Here is an 18,361-nt window from a genome sequence, read left to right as displayed (position 1 = left end):
GTCCCGCTTGGTAGGTAGAAATCAGAATGGACAAATCTAGTTGAGTTAACAACTCCGGGAGACCGACACTGTGCTCATAGTTTACTGGCACTAATTGCCCTTTCAGTGGGTGATCTTCTTTGTCGGCATTCATGAAAAGACCAGGAAATGTATAAAGGTAACCATATCTGACAGTACACAAAAACGAACTTATACTGGATTCCGTGGGAGCAAGCACCTATCTGCAAAGTACTAGCTACTCCACTAAAGCTTCAGAAAGCCGGGAGGCTAATGTCTAATTATTTCTTCAATTTGGCAAGTGAGAATCGCTTTGAAAACTAACAAAAACTACCCACAGGCAACCAAGGCAAACGTCCTGACCAGAATTAGCACCCTTTGGGAGAAACCTTGAAATAAATAATTAGACTTCCTGTGCTCCTAATTGAAAAGATAAACGGCAATGTAGCTTATATTTACGGTAGAATCGAACAAATATTTGCTATTTGAGCACAATCTTGCTACAAAATGCGAAATTGCTTAGGGGATAGCCCTGTTTCCCGGCGTAAGTGCCTAGCGAGGTGACTTGGATTGGCAAAGCCGCATTCATCAGCGATCTCATTAACTGCCAGTTTTGTATTCTTCAACAGATGCTTTGCCCGTTCTAGCCGCAGTTTGATCAAATACTGATGGGGCGTTATGCCCGTTTTTTGCTTGAAGAGGCGGGAGAAATGAAACTGGCTTAACCCCAACTCCTGGGCAATCTCCTCCACAGAAAGATCTTGATCAAGGTGGGATTGCATAAAATTGGTAACCTTCTCTAGGTGATATGGAAGGAGTCCATAATTCTTAAGTGCCAAATTAACGCCATACTCATCATTGAACGGTACAGACTGCTCAAGTTGATGTTGATTGGGATGGACAGTGGCTTCTCGGTTATCAGGAGGAAGTTCCATAGGGGACTACAGGATAAAACTATGCCTTTGACCAAAATGAATCGGTGAGTAATAGAGTATATTCTAGTTTTTTCGAGCTTAATTAGTGCTTATTAAGTAACAAAAATATAATATATTGCCACCTAGACTGGAAAAATATCCGACAATAGCCCCCAAAACACTATTTGCTTAGGAAAACGCCAACTTTGCCCTGTGGAAGGCAAGGGCTTGAACGACTAGTTTTGTAAAACGCCAAAACTCTAAACAGTTAAAAAGCGCTGAATAAAGCGCATCTGAGGGTTTGTAGGCGCTCGGAAAATCTCGGTAAAAAATATTAAAATTTTTAAAAGCCTTAGTAAATTTACCCTAATTCTTGAAGGGTATTTAGAATCTGTTTAAAAAGTTCCGTTTTGCTTCTCGATTTTTTTACTAAAGTATTTGCAGCGCTAAAAAGCTTTTGCCCGACTTGCTCCGAAACTTGAGAGGTCAAGGGATCACATCAAACACGGTCTTACAGCTTTTGAATCTCTGTCAATAATACTATTATATCCAATCCCATTCGCCATACCTTGATTAATCCACTCAACATTTACCAATGGATAAGGGGAGAAAAATTGATGTGAGACCGCAAGTGAATTTAAATATACTTAGCTGGTTTAATGTGATTCTCCCCAGATTTAAAATTAAAACATTGATAATTGAAGAAGAAACCAACCTAGGCCAGTAGAGAGGTGGAAGAGGGAGCTTCCTGCCCTTGCAATGATCGCCAAAATTGTTGCAGTTGGAATGCGGTGACTTCTGGGTGCTCAAATTGAAAAAAGTATTTTCCTTCAGGACATAACCAAAGGCGATCGCCAGGCTTTTTCCATCGTTGCCAGCCATTGAATAAACTGGTGTCGATAATGCCGTCTGCTTCTCCCACTGCCACCAAGAGAGGTACAGCAATGTGGTTGGGCAAAATGATTAATTGTTTATACAAACTGTGGGGAGAAATGGAAGTTAATAGATCATTTTCCAGAATATTAACAATGGTTTGGGTCTGACGCAGGGAACAGCAGTTAAATAAATGGTGGGCCATTTGACCAAGGAGCAAATGACGGCTGTAGCGCATAGCATCAAATTGACTGTAATAATAGGCTTGCCAATCCAGGGCAGGATATACCCCCACAGAAAGCAAGGAGAGGGAACGGACTTTTTCGGGACATTGGCGAGCGTACAATAACGCCAACAAACCACTAGTACTATGGCCAATTAAATGGACAGGCTGGTCAAAATTTTCCAGATATTCCCCAACTAAATCTAGTCCTGTCGTTAAACAGTTGGGTTCGTCGGCGGTTTGATGGTAATCCCATTGTAAAATAGGTTGGCTTTTGCTTAATTGCCGCAGTAAAGGACGATCAAAACGCCTTAAGGCAGGACTAAAATTGAGCCAGACAATGGGGGTTTCTGGAGGCATATTCTGGTTTTTCATGGTAGGAGTCCGGCTAGGATTAAAAGGTAAGGTAAGTATTTAAGTGGAGTGAGGAGTAGAAAATAACTCAGTCGAGCCTAAACTATTCTCTGGTTAATTAAAGTTAGTTAAAGCTCAAAGCAACTGTGGTAAATGACCAGATGTTTAAGATAAGCTCAAGCAACATGAACTACTGGCGGAGTCGATCAATTATTGGAGAATTGATGGCTGTACACCCCCAGGTTGAGAATACCTAGGATTGCAAAATAGGTTTAATTTCACTAACCCATTTTTTGATCCTGCCTTTAGTTAATTCCGGTTGATTGTCCTCATCCAAAGCCAAACCAACAAATTGGTTATTTTTTACCGCTTTTGAATCATCGAAGTCGTAACCAGTGGTGGGCCAAAATCCCACTGTTTTTCCTCCTAATGCACTAATTTTTTCTTCTAAAATACCCATGGCATCTTGAAAGTTATCAGCGTAACCAACCTGATCGCCTGCACCGAAATAGGCTACTTTTTTACCATTAAAATCAATTTCGTCTAGTTGATCGTAAAAGCCTTCCCAATCACTCTGGAGTTCCCCCACATTCCAAGTAGGACAACCAATAATGAGGGAATTGTATTGCTGAAAATCCTCTACATCAGCTTGGGAAATATCCATCATCTCGACCACACTATCACCGCCCATTTCCTTTTGGATGAGCTCAGCAATGGTTTCTGTGTTGCCGGTTTGGGTGCCGTAAAAGAGTCCAATTTTTGTCATGGTTCCTGAAAAGTTAATGAGCTTAATTTTTTTGTAGAAATAATCTGGGGAAGCCGTTAAGCATTAAGTAGAGCTTGGTTTAACAGTTCCGAGGTGTTGAAATAAAGGGGGCTAGTGCTATCGTTGGCGATCGCCTGCATTTGGCGACACTGACAGCAATACCAAACTAAATTTCCTTGGTGTAAATGCCGCAAAAGACAGTGGGAACAGCACAAACAAGTGTGAGGATGACCCATAATTTTTTAGGCAATGGGAGAGTAAACATCAATTGACTCAAGCAAGGGAATAAAAAGAAAAGAGGTTTACCATTACCAAGCAATGGAGTCTTAATTTCAGGCTGGTATGGCTAGGCAAAGTAAACCCCGATGCTTGCTTAAGAGAGGAAAAGCTAATGGCTAATGACTAGGTTTGCAGGGAATCCAACGCCTGTTCGACCTGTTTGAAGTCAAAACCCAAAGCCCGCAGTGCGTGCCAGAGATGACCTTGCAGAAAGAAAAAGGCCAGGAAAAAGTGAGCATTGGCTAACCAAGCCCTACTGGTGTGGGCATGCATGGGGAGTTCCACGGTGTCCGCAAAATAGGGAAAAATGCCCAATTTAATTGCCAAAGGCGGGCCGTAAAATTCCGGCGGATAGGCCAGGGTATTAACGGCACAAAAGTAGGCCGCCACAAATCCAGCTAGGGCAATGCCCCCCAGGGAATAGGACAAAATGGCTTCCCCGGAAAAGAGCAGAACTTTTTTAGCCCAACTGAGAGGGGGCACCAGAATGTGCCAAATGCCTCCACCAATGAGCAGAACACCAACAAAAATATGTCCCCCTACCAGATCTTCCAGGCTACTGATACTGGCAAAATGGGTTTGATAACCATAAATAACGAAGGGATCCAACGTTGGTTCGCTCACAAGCCGCACCGTTTGGGTGGTGGCGTCGTACAATCCCCCCCAATACATGGCTTTGCCTGCCAACAGCAGGGCCCCAGCCCCCAGGAACAGGAGATGGTGACCCAAAATCATGCCCAGTTGTTGGGGGTTTTCCCAGGTGAAATGGAATTTTTTGCCCTGGCCCTTAAGGGTACTAAGGTCAGCGGGGGCCCGCAGGGCATGAAACAGAGCCCCAGCCCCCAGTACCGCTGAAGCAATCAGGTGAATACTGCCAACGACAAAGTAGGGATAGGTATCCACAATTTGTCCGCCATCTCCCACACCCCAACCGAGGGTGGCCAAATGGGGCAGTAAAATCAATCCCTGGTCCCCCATGGCCTGGGTGGGATCAAAACGGGAAATTTCAAACAGGGTAAAAGCTCCAGCCCAGAAGGCGGTGAGGGCCGCTTGGGCCACATGGGCTGCAATAAAAAGCCCAGACTGATCGGCGAAACGGGCGTTGCCGGCCCACCATTCGTATTGAACGGTGTCGTTGCCATAGGTTTGCACAGAATTGCCTCCTTAATGAGACGACAAATAAAAAAATATAGCAATAAGTGTTGAGAAACCTAGGGGGGATGCCGCCATGGAGGCAAAGAATAAAGCGTTCTCTGTCCACCCGAGACCCATTCTGGCTTGACCACAGCGGCGATCGCCAATCTTTCCCTAGGACTAAACTCAAACCACCGATGAAGCAGTTGAGAATCTTTGGCACTTACTCCCGAATTATTATAGGGACATAAATGAGAATTTATGGCAACTAAAATTGTTAAGAAATATTAAGTAGAGCGGGAGTCATGGCCAGGTATGGATTTGACCCCAGGAATGGTAGAGGAAAATTTTATCGGTGAAGTTGATTACAGTAATAGTGTAAAAGATTTACTTTTAACTTGGTGTATATATGCTGATTTTTGGCGATCGCCTAGGGGTAAGGTAACTTCCGGCGGGGATGTGGCAAGCTGTTATGGGTGGGAGCGTGGCCCCCATAAGCCCTCGTCAGTAAAAAAGTGAACAACTCATGGCCTTAATCCAATGGTATCCCGGGCATATTGCCAAAGCGGAAAGACAACTCCGGGAGCAGTTAAACAAAGTTGACGTGGTGCTGGAAGTAATTGATGCTCGCATTCCCTTGGCATCCCAACATCCCGATGTGCCCCTCTGGGTGGGAGAAAAGCCGAAATTAATTATTCTCAACCGGGTGGATATGATCACACCGGAGTTGCAAGAGCAGTGGTTAACCTGGTTCCGCCAGCAAAATCAAACGGTATATTACGCCAATGCCAAGCAGGGCACCGGGGTTAAGGCCATCAGTAAAGCGGCCCAGCAAGCTGGTAAGGCAGTTAATGAAAGAAGAAAGCGGCGGGGCATGCAACCTCGGCCAGTGCGGGCGGTAGTGATGGGCTTCCCTAACGTAGGTAAATCTGCATTAATTAATCGATTGTTGGGGCGCAAGGTGGTGGAAAGTGCCCGACGGGCGGGGGTAACCAGGCAGTTACGGTGGATTCGCATTTCCGATAGTTTAGAACTGCTCGATTCCCCTGGGGTGATTCCCCTCAAGCTGGAAAATCAGGCCAATGCCCTGAAATTGGCTATCTGTGAAGACATTGGTGAAGCGGCCTACGAAAATCAGGCGGTGGCGATCGCCATGGTGGATCTGTTGCTGGATTTGTCCCTGGGGGAGGCGTTGACGCACCGTTATCAGGTAGCTCCGGCAGCCATGAATGGGGATTTGTATTTAATTGCCCTAGCTGATGCCCGCCATAACGGCGATCGCGAAAGGGCCGCAGTGCAATTGCTGAACGATTTTCGCAAAGGATTACTAGGCCCCCTACCGCTGGAATTGCCCCCGGAGGTTTAGGCTCGGATAGACTTAGGACAAGGATTAATTCCGAGTGGCGATCGAAATCACGACCACTTTTGCTTCATCCTTGGCGGTGATCGCCTGGTGACGATGGCCAATGGGCCCCACCCCAACATTGGGGAAATTATGACTATCCCCTTTGCCCGGCCCCGGGTTCGAGATCGGATTATGGAAGACCCCATCTATTACCAGTTGTACCAGTTGCGTAACTCCGCCCTCGACTTTCTCTATAACCGCTTTGCCCACGACGACGTGGCTTGAGATTGAAATTTCTTAAGTCTTCAAAAGGGTTCCTAGTTGTGACTGATTAGCGAACCCCGCTAAGCTCAAATGTTTTTACAAAGATTACAATTCAGTATCAAGAGCCTAACCACTAACATGAATACGGGGGCGATTTTGGGGATTGGGTTCGGCTTTTCGCAATACTTCGCGGGTCAGAATAGGAATATCTCCTTCCCCAAACAAGAGAAATCTTAGTAAATATTCCAAGGGATTGCCCTCCGTCCAACCAAAATACACAGAGGGTAAATGGCCAGTTTGATCCCGTAAATAGAGTAATAAAGCGGCGATCGCATTGGGAACCGCTGAACTTTGAACCCGCAGAATTTGATATTTATCCAGATAAATGCCCCGTACATGGATGGCATCCACAAATACGGAAGCGTCTACTACGTCCACTTCCAAGAAAATCAAGGGGTCACTTTTGCTAATGTGGTTATTATGGCGTGCAGATTGTTCCTTTTGCCGATATTCCTGGAATTCCTTTTTAAAAGGACGATGGGCAATCAGGTGAATGCTTTGATGTTGGTATTTAGACAAAATTTCTTGGGCCGAGTCATCTAATTCAATGGATGTGACCCGCAGTTCGGTGGAGCGAAACACCCGAGAAATTAACGAGGTGGTGACAATGGTAGTGATAAAGAAAATGGCGAGACGAATCCCATCTGGTCGTTCGATGATGTTGATAATGGTGGTGTAAATAAATACAAGGGCGATCGCCGCAAAAATGCCCGTGCTCCAACGGGAACGTTGACGATGAAAAAAGAGAGCCACCGCAATTGCTGCCGAACTCATTAGTACCAAAACTCCTGTGGCATAGGCTGCCCCTTGGGCATCTACGTTAGCGCGAAAAATCAACGTTATCGCAAAGGTGATCGCCATAAAAATGATTACCAAAGGTTTAACCGCCCGAGTCCATTCCGGGGCCATGCCGTACCGAGGTAAATAACGGGGAACTAAATTTAATAATCCCGCCAAGGCTGATGCCCCCGCAAACCACAAAATGGTGATCGTGCTGAGATCATAAACCGTCCCAAAAATTTCCCCTAAATAGCGATGGGCTAAGTAGGCCAACGCTCGACCATTGGCTTGCCCTCCTGGTTGAAAAGCGGCAGTGGGAATTAATAACGTCGTCACCCAAATACTGGCCAGCAGAAATAGGCTCATAATGACGGCGGCAGTCACTAGTAAATGATGGGTATTACGAATCCTTCCCACAGGGTTACTTTCTTGATCCGTAGGGTCACCCTTTACCAGGGGCATAACCACAACCCCCGTTTCAAAACCCGATAGTCCCAAAGCCAGCTTGGGAAACAATAGGGCGCTAATTCCTAAAACTATCCAAGGATTATGGTGATGGGCACTCAGACCCGCTTGCCATTGAGGAAAGACCATGGGGTTTAGACTGATTTGATAGATCCCCATGCCAATGACGACCAAATTTAAGCCTAAATAAACAACAACAATGACCACCGCAAAACCAATCACCTCCCGAAAGCCCTTCAAAAACAATGCCCCCAGCAAGGCAATCAATATCAGGGTGAGGGGGATTTCTTGACCGTGCAACCAGCGAACTAATAGGGGATTTTCAACCAAATGAGCCGTGGCATCGGCGGCGGAGAGAGTAATAGTAATAATAAAATCCGTCCCGGCAAATCCCAGCAAAATCAGTACTAGAAATTTGCCATGCCACCAAGGTAGAGAATGTTCCAACATGGCGATCGATCCTTCTCCGTGGGGGCTGAGTCTAGCCACATTTCGATATACGGGTAATGCCCCAAATAAGGTGACCAGCACTAAAATCAGGGTCGCAATGGGAGCCATATCCCCAGCGGCAAGGACAGCAATCCCAGGTTGATAACCCAAAGTCGAAAAATAATCCACTCCGGTTAAACACATCACCTGCCACCAAGGATGTGATGAAACAGGATGTTCATGGGTCGGTGAAGACGGCATAGAACCTAGAAATGGGATAACTTTTGAAGATTTTTCAAGTGTAGGTTAGAACGGCGATCGAGATTGTCCACACATCCATCCGTCAATTTACTGCCACTGCCTTGGATCTGGTTTTTCCCTTGGGTTAATAATGCAATTAAAATAATTATGGGTTCTCAAAAACGACATGACCCACATTTCTCCCCTATGGAGCTCTTAGAATCCGCACCAATTAAGTCCGAGGCGGTAAAAGTTTGGTCAGTTAACCCAATTCCGACGTCTAGTTTTTTGCCTTAATCGCCTGGTGGTGATGACCAATGGGCCCCACACGAACATTGGGGAAATTATGACCATTCCCTTTGCCCGACCCCACGATCAAGGCTGGATTATGGAAGACCCCACCTATTACCAGTTTCGTAACCACGCTTTGGACTTCATCTATAAACCGCTTTGCCCATGACGACGTGGCTTAGTAGTTCGTAGCCCAGACGCTACTCCCAAATTATTTAGGCCCATTCCCCTACTTTTTGGGAGAAACGAATATTTCCTCAACAAAAAAAATCGTTCCAGCTAGATTGTCGCTTCCTTTAGAATGGAAACCAACGCCACATCAATGTCTCTGGGATAAAGTCAATGCCCGCCGCCCTAACCATTAAACTTGATAGCCTATCCTTTTCTGATGAGCAGTTTTATCAACTCTGTTTGGCTAATCGAGAGCTACGTTTTGAGCGTAATTCCCAGGGAGATTTAGTGATCATGTCACCTACCGGAGGCGAAACCAGTAACCGTAACGGCATTTTGATACTACGTCTAGGTCTTTGGGCAGAAATGGATGGCACCGGAATTTTTTTCGACTCTTCTGGGGGCTTTCGCTTACCTAATGGGGCCGACCGATCGCCGGATGCAGCCTGGTTAAAACGGGAACGATGGGAAAGCTTAACCCCGGAACAACAACAGAGATTTGTGCCCCTCTGCCCGGATTTTGTCGTCGAATTAAGATCGCCCAGTGATGACCTAAAACCCCTACGGGAAAAAATGCAAGAGTATCAAGAAAATGGTGCTCAATTGGGTTGGTTAATTGATCGCCAAACTCGCACCGTAGAAATTTATCGTCCTGGTCAGGCGGTGGAAGTTTTAGAAAATCCTGAAAGCCTCAGTGGTGAAGCTATATTGCCAGAATTTGTTTTAGAGTTAGCGCCGATTTGGTAGATCCCTATCTACTCCCAAATTTCGCAGGCCAGTTCCCCCGCTTTTTGGGAGAAACGAATATTTTCCCGGTAGTCCACTGGGCAATCAATGACGGTGGGTACAGGTTGGGCCAAGGCTTCCTTGAGAATGGGGATTAGATCCGCGGCTGCTTCTACCCGGTAACCCTTCAGTCCCATACTTTCGGCAAACTTGACAAAGTCTGGATTGCCAAACTTAATGAAACTGGATTCGCCAAATTGGTTGATCTGTTTCCATTCAATCAGTCCGTAGCCGTTGTCGTTAAAGATCAACGTGACGAAGGGAGTGCCCACCCGCATGGCTGTTTCCAGTTCTTGACAGTTCATCATAAAACCACCGTCCCCTGTCACCGCGACAATGTTGCGCTCAGGGTAGACCAATTTAGCGGCGATCGCCCCAGGAATGGCAATGCCCATGGCGGCAAAACCGTTGGAGATTAAACAGGTATTGGGACTATCACAGTGGTAATGGCGGGCCATCCACATTTTGTGGGCCCCCACATCGGAAATAACCACGTCATCGGGGCCCATCACTTGGCGCAGGTCATAAATAATTTTTTGGGGTTTGACAGGAAAACCATCATCATTGGCATAGCATTCATACTCGGCCCGGATATCTCCCCGCAGGGAAGCGCCGTAGGGAGTGGGTTTCCCTTGGCGATCGCATCGTTTGAGTAAATCCATCAGGGAGTCGGTAATGTCCCCCACCACTTCCACTTGGGGAATGTAACTGCTGTCGATTTCCGCTGGGGTGGAGCCAATGTGCACAATGGGCAAATCTCCAGTGGGGTTCCATTTTTTGGGGGAATATTCGATCAGGTCGTAGCCCACCGCAATGACCAAATCACTTTTTTCAAAGGCACAGGTAATGTGATCCCGCTGTTGTAAACCCACTGTCCAGAGGGAAAGGGGATGGGTGTAGGGAATGGTGCCTTTGCCCATGAAGGTGTTGGCCACCGGAATATTCAAACTAGTGGCAAATTCCGTCAGAGCTTCACTGGCTTCGGCCCGGATAGTGCCATTGCCGGCCAAAATAATGGGGTTTTTCGCCTTGGAAATGGCCGTAGCCGCTGTGCCCAACGTCCGAAAAGCTGCATAAACCTTTTCCCGGCTGTCCCGTCGCAGGGGTTTACCATCCACCGGCATGGCAGCAATATTTTCCGGTAAATCAATGTGGGTGGCCCCTGGTTTTTCGCTCTGGGCCAGTTTAAAAGCTTTTCGTACCACTTCGGGGGTAATACTGGGTCGGACAATTTGCCTAGTCCATTTGGTCACCGGGGCAAACATCGCCACCAAGTCCAAATATTGGTGGGACTCAATGTGCATCCGGTCAGTGCCCACCTGGCCTGTGATGGCCACCAGGGGAGCACCGTCCAAATTGGCATCGGCTACCCCAGTCATGAGGTTGGTAGCTCCGGGCCCGAGGGTGGAAAGACAAACCCCTGCTTTGCCAGTCAAGCGGCCGTAAACGTCGGCCATAAAGGCCGCTCCCTGCTCGTGGCGGGTGGTAATAAAGCGGATGGGTGAGTTTTTCAGCGCTTCGAGGATGTGGAGATTTTCCTCTCCGGGTACGCCAAAAATGTATTCAACATCTTCATTTTCCAGACATTGAACCAATAGGTCTGCAGTGTTCATTTCCCCCATGGTGGTGCCTAGTTCCCCTAGCTGTGTGAGCTATTTGAAATAAAAGTACTTTCAATACCTCCCCCTAGCCTAACGAATCCGGAGGGGTTTTGGCAGGTAATTTCTAGCTTTGCACCCAGGGTTGCCTCGGTAATGGGTTAATCGGCGAGCAAATTTTCCGTAGCAGCGCCTTGTTAAGCATTTATTTCAGTGGTTACCACTGTTTTTACCGAGTTGGCAATAAAACATTGTTCATGGGACAGATGATGCATTTTTTCAAGATCTTCTCTTGAAGGAATTCTGTCACCAGTAAACACAATTTTTGGCCGGAGAGTAACTTTAGTCATGGATATTCTACCTGATTGGTCATTCTCTACGATGCCTATAGCATCATCAATATAGCTTTCAACTACAAATCTTTTTTTGGCAGCGATTGATAGGAAAAAGAGCATATGACAACTTGATAACGAAGCGACAAATGCTTCTTCAGGATCAACATTCGCTTCGACTGAATACGGTAGAGGTACAACATGAGGTGATGACGAAGCCGATACGCTAACTCCTCCATCAAACTCCCAAACATGTCCACGACTGTATTTATTATCAATATATGGTTCATCTCTTCCGCGAGTCCATTTCACTGAAGCGTAATATTCAGACACTCTTTGTCTCCTTCCGGCTAGTTGATGCTTAACGTTCCCATTATATAGATTGCAAAAAGCTTTCATCATAAGTACATGATTTAGCTCACATCAGATCCGTCTTGATTTTCTTAGCTCTTCCTGCAACCGATTTCCTGGGATCGCGAGCTAATATCTCCAAATGCGGTAGCAACCACTCTTTTAATATCGAGTCCTTTATTGCCCATTTACTTAGGGTATCCATTGTATTGTTTAAGACGATCCAATCTGTGTAGTTTTCAAGATTATCTTGAAGAATCTTCTTTGCACTGGTTTTCTGTGCCTCCGACATAAAGATCGAAAGAGTCTGAAATAAATTTGCTAAAGTCCATTGTGCCGAGGGCTGATTAATCTTTGATATTTCAGAAATAAATTTATCAATATACGGAACAAGCCATTCAGGATTTTCTAAGGATATTCTCTTGATGGCATTAGATGTGCGAAGTCGAACAATTTCATCGGCACTGAAATAACAATTGTATAAATCCGAAAGTCTTGCGGAATTGGCTAATACTATATCAACCACCTCAATTGTTCTACCAAGAGAGTTGGGATGCCCTCCTGTAAGCATTTTTTCAAAAGATTCACTTGTCATACCCGTCTTCTCTTTAAGCTAAGGCTTATTTCCCTTCAACATTGTAGGCTATCCGGTAGAGCGGCTTTATTTCTGCATAACTATTGATTATGCAGAAAATTTCCGTATAAAACCCTCCACAGTCACAATATGCGGAAAAATTTGGTGCATCACACCATTTTGGAGCGATCGCAAGAAAATTTCGGACCATCATTCCCAAAAATGTGTTGGTTAGATTAGAGTGCAGCAAAAAGCAATAATAACAGTTGTCTTTCAGTGTTTATAGACGATAAATGCCAACATTCTACGTTTTTTTGCAAAATGCCTAATCGGCGATCGGGGCAATCATTTGCTCAGGAATTACCCAAGCGTCGAACTGTTCTGGGGTCAACAAACCCAAATGCACAGCGGCTTGTTTAAGGGTAAGGCCTTGGCTAAAGGCGGTTTTGGCTACTTGGGCGGCATTGTCGTAACCAATGTGGGGATTGAGGGCAGTGACGAGCATTAAGGAATTGTCTAAAAATTCTTTGACTTTGCTTTCGTTTACTTCTAATCCTGTGACCAAATTTTGCTGGAAACTGGCACAGCTATCACTGAGCAAATGAATGGATTGGAGCAAGTTGTGGATGATGACCGGTTTAAACACATTCAGTTCAAAGTTGCCTTGGCTGGCGGCAAAACCGATGGTGGCATCGTTCCCCATTACCTGCACACAGACCATGGTCAGGGCTTCACATTGGGTGGGGTTAACTTTCCCCGGCATGATGGAAGAGCCCGGTTCATTGGCCGGTAGCATCAATTCTCCCAGGCCACAGCGGGGCCCAGAACCCATCCAGCGCAGATCATTGGCAATTTTCATTAGGGAAGTAGCAATGCTTTTCAGCACTCCACTGACAAAGGCGATCGCCTCGTGGCCGGCCAGGGCAGCGAATTTGTTGGGGGCGGAAACAAAAGGATAGCCGGTTAACTGGGCAATTTCCTGGGCTACTTTTTCTGCAAATTGGGGATGGCTATTTAAGCCGGTGCCCACCGCGGTTCCCCCCAGGGCCAGTTCTAACAATCCTGGTAGGCAATGATTGAGCTGGGTTAACCCCTGTTCTAACTGAGCGACATAACCAGAAAATTCCTGCCCTAAAGTTAGGGGCACTGCATCCATCAGATGGGTACGGCCAATTTTGGTGATACTAGCAAAGCTGTCTGCTTTTTCCTCGAGACTATCCCGCAGAGCTTGCAAACTGGGAATTAATTTAGTTTGCAGACCTTCCACCGCCGCAATGTGCATTGCCGTAGGGAACGTGTCGTTGGAGGACTGGGACATATTAACGTGATCATTGGGATGGATCGGATTTTTACTACCCAATTCTCCCTCCGCCATGGCGATCGCCCGATTGGCAATCACTTCGTTAACGTTCATATTGGTTTGGGTGCCACTGCCGGTCTGCCAAATGCGTAAAGGAAAATGGTCTAACCACTGCCCGGCGATAATTTCGTCCGCTGCCTGAATAATTAACTCTGCCTTGTCCCCTGGCAATTTACCCAAATCCCGGTTGGTAATAGCAGCCGCTTTTTTAAGAATACCGAAAGCCCGAATTAAATCCGGGGGCATCACGTCACTACCAATGTCAAAAAACATTAGGGAACGCTGGGTTTGGGCTCCCCACAGGCGATCGGCTGGCACTTCCAAGGGACCCATGCTGTCGGTTTCAATGCGGTGGGAATTTACCATGGCGAAATTTGCAAATGTTTTTCTAGTGGCAACGCGGTGACCAACAATCAGCAAAAAGGACTAACAGGCGATCGCCCATTAGTCCCCCCATCAAATCGACGGAACCTTTAAAGACTGACGGGCTGTTCAATCCTGGTTAACTTAGCCCCCAGCTTACGCAATTTACCTTCAATGTCTTCGTAACCCCGGTCTAAATGGCGCAGACCTTGGACAATGGTTTTACCTTCGGCGGCTAACCCGGCAATTACCAACGCGGCGGAAGCTCGCAAATCGGTGGACATCACCGGCGCACCGGAGAGGAAGGGCACCCCTTGAATAAAGGCGGCATTACCTTTGAGCTTGATATTAGCCCCCATACGTTGTAACTCCGCCACGTGTTGGAGACGGTTTTCAAACACAGTTTCCGTGACCACACTGTTACCTTCACTTACCGCCAGCAGAGCCATGAACTGGGCCTGCATATCGGTGGGAAAACCAGGGTAAGGAAGGGTTTCAATATCTGTGCCCCGCAGATCCCGGGGAATTAAACGCACCCGATCCGGGGCATCGATCGCCACTTCTGGGCCAATTTCCCGCAATTTAGCAATGGCGGAGGCCAGGTGATCCGGCACCACAGGGAAAAGACTAATTTCGGAATGGGTAATGGCCCCGGCACAGAGAAACGTGGCCGCCTCAATGCGATCGGGAATAATGGGGAAGTCGGTGCTGTGGAGTTTTTCCACCCCATTGATAATAATGCGGCTAGAGCCATCCCCCCGGATCTGGGCCCCCATGGAACGGCAGAAGTTAGCTAAATCAACAATTTCCGGTTCCCGGGCGGCGTTATCAATGACTGTTTCCCCTTCTGCTAGGGTGGCGGCCATCAATATAGTTTCCGTTGCCCCCACACTGGGATAATCCAAGTAAATTTTCGCCCCGGTCAAACGACGGCCATTACCCTTAATGCTGGCATTGACTACCCCGTGCTCAATGTGGACGTCAGCACCCATGGCCTGTAAACCCCGCACATGGAGGTCCACCGGCCTGGTGCCAATGGCACATCCCCCTGGTAAAGGCACCTTGGTCATGCCCAAACGAGATAGTAGGGGGCCAATGACGAAAAAGCTGGCCCGCAGTTGGGAGACCAAATCATAGGGAGCAGGGCCATGGCCCACGTGACTGGCATCCACCACCAGGCGATCGCCATCCCGTTTGAGCTTGACCCCAATGGCAGCCAAAATTTGGCACATTTTGTCAATATCGGCCAGGGCAGGCAGATTACTGAGGCGACAATCATCGGAACAAAGGATGGTACCGGCCATGATCGCCAAAGCGGAATTTTTAGCCCCACTAATGCGGACTTCCCCCCGTAGGGAGGCCCGGCCTTCAATTTCAATGACCGTCTGGGTTTCTTCGGTAGCAGTAGGGGTAGCAACTTGGAGCACGGGTTTTCACAACCTCCAACAAAAGGGGAAAAAAGTTAACACCAGTCCTTTGGTTTCGTCGTCAGGGGAATTGTCAACCCATTGTTGCCCACACCCCACCAACGTCCATCCCAGGACAACCCAGACAAGATCAACAAATTATGTTTATCAACCAATGTGTTTTTAGCATTCAATGGGATTGTTCAGCAAGAACTGTGCAAAACCAATTGTCTAGGCAAATATGCTTAACATCCTATACCGGATAAGTCAATTTGTAACATTCAGTTTACAAATCGCCCGGAGTAGGGTGAGTAAGCTGGGCCTATAGATAGGGCTGGACGTGTCAAAAGTTCCCCTCTCCTTAGCCATGCCAGAACAACGCTTTACTCCAAGTTCTCCGACAATTCAGTTTTTGAGTTTTGCCCTCTCAAAAAATGCTTCCCAGTCTGGAGAATAATTGTTGAAGGGTCTCACTTAAATTGTGGTAGGCTCCCACTCAATGAAGATAATCAGAACTTTACTTTAGCCGTTATTTTTATTCATTAAAGCCATGGGTTGCCCAGATTTTGCCACCAATGTCACTTTTCTCCCTACTAGACAAGCTAAGCGTCCCCGCCATCGTAAAAGGTCTAAGCGCCGCCCCATCCATTGCCCGATCCACGGTTGTTACCTAGATAGCGTCAGCCAAAAACATGGACTCTACGCCGATCAAATTGTCCAACTACGCAGCCGGGGCTACACCCATAAAAAAGCTAGTCTCGTGCTTGGCGATCGCCCTACTGTCAGTCTCACCGGAGAATGGCTAGAAGAATTTTGGTGCCCGGAATGTCAAAGCAAGCAATGGTACTATGTACGCAAGGAAGCCAATATTTACGTTGTTACCCCGGCGCCCCGTAGTCTTTGGGAAACTGCCACCGGAGTAATTGATCCCAAGGGAAATCCCTCCGTTAGTCAATACACTAAGACTAATGCCAATCAGCACCGACTCAAATCATCCCGCTTTAATTTTTAGGGGGAGGGGAAGCCAGCATCATTTTGCCTCCCTTGGTCAGGCGATAGGGGATGCCCCGCCACAAAACTTGTCTTTGGGAAAAGGATAGGGCCCAAAAAATTAGGCAACAGCAATCCCGCATCGGCAAAAACCACAGATAACGAAGGGTTTCGGAGTCTTTCAACATTTTTGCCACCAGGGCCGCTGTGCCATAACGAACGGCCAGAGTGATTAATAAAATAAGCCAACCCCAGGGTTCAGACCAGTGCCAAAGGCTAAACATTAGAGCAAAGGGGACAGCCCGGATAATGATGGTGGCTAAAAAAGGTAGGGGGCGAGCTCGGTAAGTATTTTGATCCCAATAAACTTGATGGCTCCACCAATTAGTCCAATTCTCTAAATCCACCCCTACGTCAATAACATAGGGCAGTAAAACCATCTTCAAACCCCCGGTCCAAACCCGCCGCCCCAGTTCAAAGTCCTCCACTAAGTAATCCGCTAAACTTTCCAGGCCGCCAAGGTCAGTCAAAGTCGATCGCCGGATAGCAATGGAAGGCCCCAAACAGGCCTTGGATGCCCCCGTTACTTCAGCAAAGAGGACACTGGGAATAAAGTCAGCGTTAATGGTTAAAACTTCTAGACCTTCGTACAAAGTTTGGGCTTTGGTCAACTTAAAAGGAGTGGTGACACAACCCACCAGAGGATCTGCCAAGGGTTTAACAATGTTTTCCAGGTAATCGGGCCGTAAATGGGTGTCACTGTCGCTAATCACCAAAATGTCATACTGGGCTTTTTTTAACCCCCCCAGCAGATTATTAACCTTACCGTTGGTCCCCGCCTCCACTTGATCCACCGCTATGACAATTTTCTCTGGGCTAAACTCAGCCTGGATTTTTTTGACAATGGGCAAGGCTGGATCTTCTGGATCTTGAACGCAGTAAATTACCTCATAAGTTGAATAATCCTGTTGGGCGATGGTGCGTAAATTGGCCTCTAAATTTTTTTCTAGGCCCCGCACTGGCTTCAGCACTGACACCCCCGGTTGAAAATCTTGACAGAGCAAAGGCCGCTGTAGAAAAACTTTAGTAGTCCACAGGGTCAGCAGGTTGTACACCATCCCCCCAACCACAGGCAAAAGATATAACCAGGACAAAGCTTGCCACCAATCCCCCAAATTCACAAGCACCCTTTCTCCATTAACGTTGCAACGATTCCGACCATTAACCCTAACAGATGGGGCGATCGCCATGTTGTATGGCGGCCATACCTAAAAAAATTAAATTGTCATTCAGGGCCACCGCCAGATTAGGGGAATGCTGTCCCAATAGAACATGCAGTATCTTGCCATCTCCTCCGGTCATAACCATGGCGGCACCGGGAAATTGTGCTTGCCAAGCCTGGAGATAATCTTGCAATGCCCCCAACATGCCATAGGTAACACCGCTAAAAATGGCGCTGGGGGTATCCAAAGCCCAACGGTCGGGTAACTGGGACAACTGGGTCAATGGACCTAACTCTAACTTGGGTAAGGCCGCCAGGCGATCGCCAAGGACTTGTAACTGCAATCCCAAACCGGGCAGGATCGCTCCCCCCACCAGTTTTTTATCTTGGTCAAAACCAGTAATGGTCAAGGCAGTGCCCCCATCGATGATTAAACAGGGAAAGCCGTAGATCAACCCCGCCCCCAAGCCAGCCAAAGCCCGGTCAATGCCAAAGCTGGGGTAAGTATTACCTAGGGGAATATCTTTGAGAGTCAATATTCTGGGTTGATATGCTTGCCAAACTTCGGTTTGCTCCGGCACCACCGACGCCAATAGGAAGGGCACTTCTCCCAACGAAACCGGCAACTGGTCCAAATCAGGGCTGTAATCTGTGACCCAGGTTGCGAGGGGAGTATTGCCGCTACAATATGCCCAGTGCAAACGGGAGTTGCCTATCATGAGGGCTAACCAAGGTTTTTGCTTGTCATGATCCGGAGCCAAACCAAAACCCGGCTTCAATGTTTCCACGGTAAC

Annotated in this window: 16 protein-coding genes and 2 pseudogenes; 5 read left to right on the top strand and 13 right to left on the bottom strand. The window is 47.2% G+C overall.

The genetic code is table 11. The features are described 5' to 3' along the window. Nucleotides 1-497: 497 nt before the first annotated feature. The 5 genes from IQ217_RS05665 to IQ217_RS05645 all read right to left on the bottom strand — a co-directional run bounded on the left by IQ217_RS05665 (nucleotide 498) and on the right by IQ217_RS05645 (nucleotide 4,558). A complete protein-coding gene (locus IQ217_RS05665) occupies nucleotides 498-932 on the bottom strand; it encodes an AraC family transcriptional regulator (RefSeq protein WP_194019222.1) in 435 nt (144 codons plus the stop codon). A gap of 694 nt (nucleotides 933-1,626) precedes the next feature. Then, on the bottom strand, nucleotides 1,627-2,382 hold the full coding sequence (locus IQ217_RS05660; RefSeq protein WP_194019221.1) for an alpha/beta fold hydrolase: 756 nt from the start codon (nucleotides 2,380-2,382) through the stop codon (nucleotides 1,627-1,629). Nucleotides 2,383-2,614: 232 nt separating this feature from the next. Continuing rightward, complete coding sequence (fldA, locus tag IQ217_RS05655) at nucleotides 2,615-3,127, bottom strand: flavodoxin FldA (RefSeq protein ID WP_194019220.1); 513 nt, start codon at nucleotides 3,125-3,127, stop codon at nucleotides 2,615-2,617. A gap of 56 nt (nucleotides 3,128-3,183) precedes the next feature. Beyond that, nucleotides 3,184-3,363 carry a hypothetical protein gene (locus tag IQ217_RS05650; RefSeq protein ID WP_190597883.1) on the bottom strand — a complete coding sequence of 60 codons (180 nt, stop codon included), beginning with the start codon at nucleotides 3,361-3,363 and terminating at the stop codon, nucleotides 3,184-3,186. 166 nt (nucleotides 3,364-3,529) lie between these two features. Further along, nucleotides 3,530-4,558 carry a chlorophyll a/b binding light-harvesting protein gene (locus IQ217_RS05645; protein ID WP_194019219.1) on the bottom strand — a complete coding sequence of 343 codons (1,029 nt, stop codon included), beginning with the start codon at nucleotides 4,556-4,558 and terminating at the stop codon, nucleotides 3,530-3,532. Nucleotides 4,559-5,066: 508 nt separating this feature from the next. Here IQ217_RS05645 and ylqF point away from each other — a divergent pair. Together ylqF and IQ217_RS05635 are read left to right on the top strand one after the other, a co-directional pair. Beyond that, nucleotides 5,067-5,906: a ribosome biogenesis GTPase YlqF gene (ylqF, locus tag IQ217_RS05640; RefSeq protein ID WP_194019218.1), complete on the top strand. Its 840-nt coding sequence runs from the start codon at nucleotides 5,067-5,069 to the stop codon at nucleotides 5,904-5,906. A 75-nt stretch (nucleotides 5,907-5,981) separates the two neighbouring features. After that, nucleotides 5,982-6,170, top strand: a pseudogene (locus IQ217_RS05635) (ABC transporter ATP-binding protein); the annotation flags it as partial. 105 nt (nucleotides 6,171-6,275) lie between these two features. Here the strand turns inward: IQ217_RS05635 and IQ217_RS05630 are convergent. Further along, on the bottom strand, nucleotides 6,276-8,144 hold the full coding sequence (locus IQ217_RS05630) for an APC family permease (RefSeq protein WP_194019217.1): 1,869 nt from the start codon (nucleotides 8,142-8,144) through the stop codon (nucleotides 6,276-6,278). Between the two features lie 262 nt (nucleotides 8,145-8,406). Between IQ217_RS05630 and IQ217_RS05625 the strand changes: the two are divergent. Continuing rightward, a pseudogene (locus IQ217_RS05625) lies at nucleotides 8,407-8,596 on the top strand (ABC transporter ATP-binding protein); the annotation flags it as partial. 160 nt (nucleotides 8,597-8,756) lie between these two features. Further along, complete coding sequence (locus tag IQ217_RS05620; protein WP_194019216.1) at nucleotides 8,757-9,332, top strand: Uma2 family endonuclease; 576 nt, start codon at nucleotides 8,757-8,759, stop codon at nucleotides 9,330-9,332. Nucleotides 9,333-9,340: 8 nt separating this feature from the next. Here the strand turns inward: IQ217_RS05620 and IQ217_RS05615 are convergent, their stop codons facing one another. From IQ217_RS05615 to murA, 5 genes are all read right to left on the bottom strand, one after another. Then, nucleotides 9,341-10,993: an acetolactate synthase large subunit gene (locus IQ217_RS05615; protein WP_190597888.1), complete on the bottom strand. Its 1,653-nt coding sequence runs from the start codon at nucleotides 10,991-10,993 to the stop codon at nucleotides 9,341-9,343. Between the two features lie 173 nt (nucleotides 10,994-11,166). Next, nucleotides 11,167-11,634 carry an OsmC family protein gene (locus IQ217_RS05610; RefSeq protein ID WP_194019215.1) on the bottom strand — a complete coding sequence of 156 codons (468 nt, stop codon included), beginning with the start codon at nucleotides 11,632-11,634 and terminating at the stop codon, nucleotides 11,167-11,169. 85 nt (nucleotides 11,635-11,719) lie between these two features. Beyond that, nucleotides 11,720-12,247 carry a hypothetical protein gene (locus IQ217_RS05605; RefSeq protein WP_190597890.1) on the bottom strand — a complete coding sequence of 176 codons (528 nt, stop codon included), beginning with the start codon at nucleotides 12,245-12,247 and terminating at the stop codon, nucleotides 11,720-11,722. A 304-nt stretch (nucleotides 12,248-12,551) separates the two neighbouring features. Beyond that, nucleotides 12,552-13,952, bottom strand: a complete 1,401-nt coding sequence (gene fumC / locus IQ217_RS05600; protein WP_194019214.1) for a class II fumarate hydratase — start codon at nucleotides 13,950-13,952, stop codon at nucleotides 12,552-12,554. A gap of 107 nt (nucleotides 13,953-14,059) precedes the next feature. Beyond that, nucleotides 14,060-15,376: a UDP-N-acetylglucosamine 1-carboxyvinyltransferase gene (gene murA, locus IQ217_RS05595; RefSeq protein ID WP_190597892.1), complete on the bottom strand. Its 1,317-nt coding sequence runs from the start codon at nucleotides 15,374-15,376 to the stop codon at nucleotides 14,060-14,062. A gap of 529 nt (nucleotides 15,377-15,905) precedes the next feature. Here murA and IQ217_RS05590 point away from each other — a divergent pair. Beyond that, a complete protein-coding gene (locus tag IQ217_RS05590; protein ID WP_194019213.1) occupies nucleotides 15,906-16,367 on the top strand; it encodes a hypothetical protein in 462 nt (153 codons plus the stop codon). Here the strand turns inward: IQ217_RS05590 and hpnI are convergent. Then, nucleotides 16,357-17,595 carry a bacteriohopanetetrol glucosamine biosynthesis glycosyltransferase HpnI gene (gene hpnI / locus IQ217_RS05585; protein ID WP_228023940.1) on the bottom strand — a complete coding sequence of 413 codons (1,239 nt, stop codon included), beginning with the start codon at nucleotides 17,593-17,595 and terminating at the stop codon, nucleotides 16,357-16,359. The two genes, IQ217_RS05590 and hpnI, sit on opposite strands and share 11 nt — an antisense overlap. Further along, a complete protein-coding gene (locus tag IQ217_RS05580; RefSeq protein WP_194019212.1) occupies nucleotides 17,573-18,355 on the bottom strand; it encodes a pantothenate kinase in 783 nt (260 codons plus the stop codon). Before IQ217_RS05580 ends, hpnI begins: the two co-directional genes overlap by 23 nt. Nucleotides 18,356-18,361: the final 6 nt, after the last annotated feature.

Origin of the sequence: Synechocystis salina LEGE 00031 (assembly GCF_015207985.1) — a bacterium.
GTDB lineage: Bacteria > Cyanobacteriota > Cyanobacteriia > Cyanobacteriales > Microcystaceae > Synechocystis > Synechocystis salina.
Note: the sequence above shows the minus strand (reverse complement) of the source record. Positions and strands in the feature narration are given on the sequence as shown.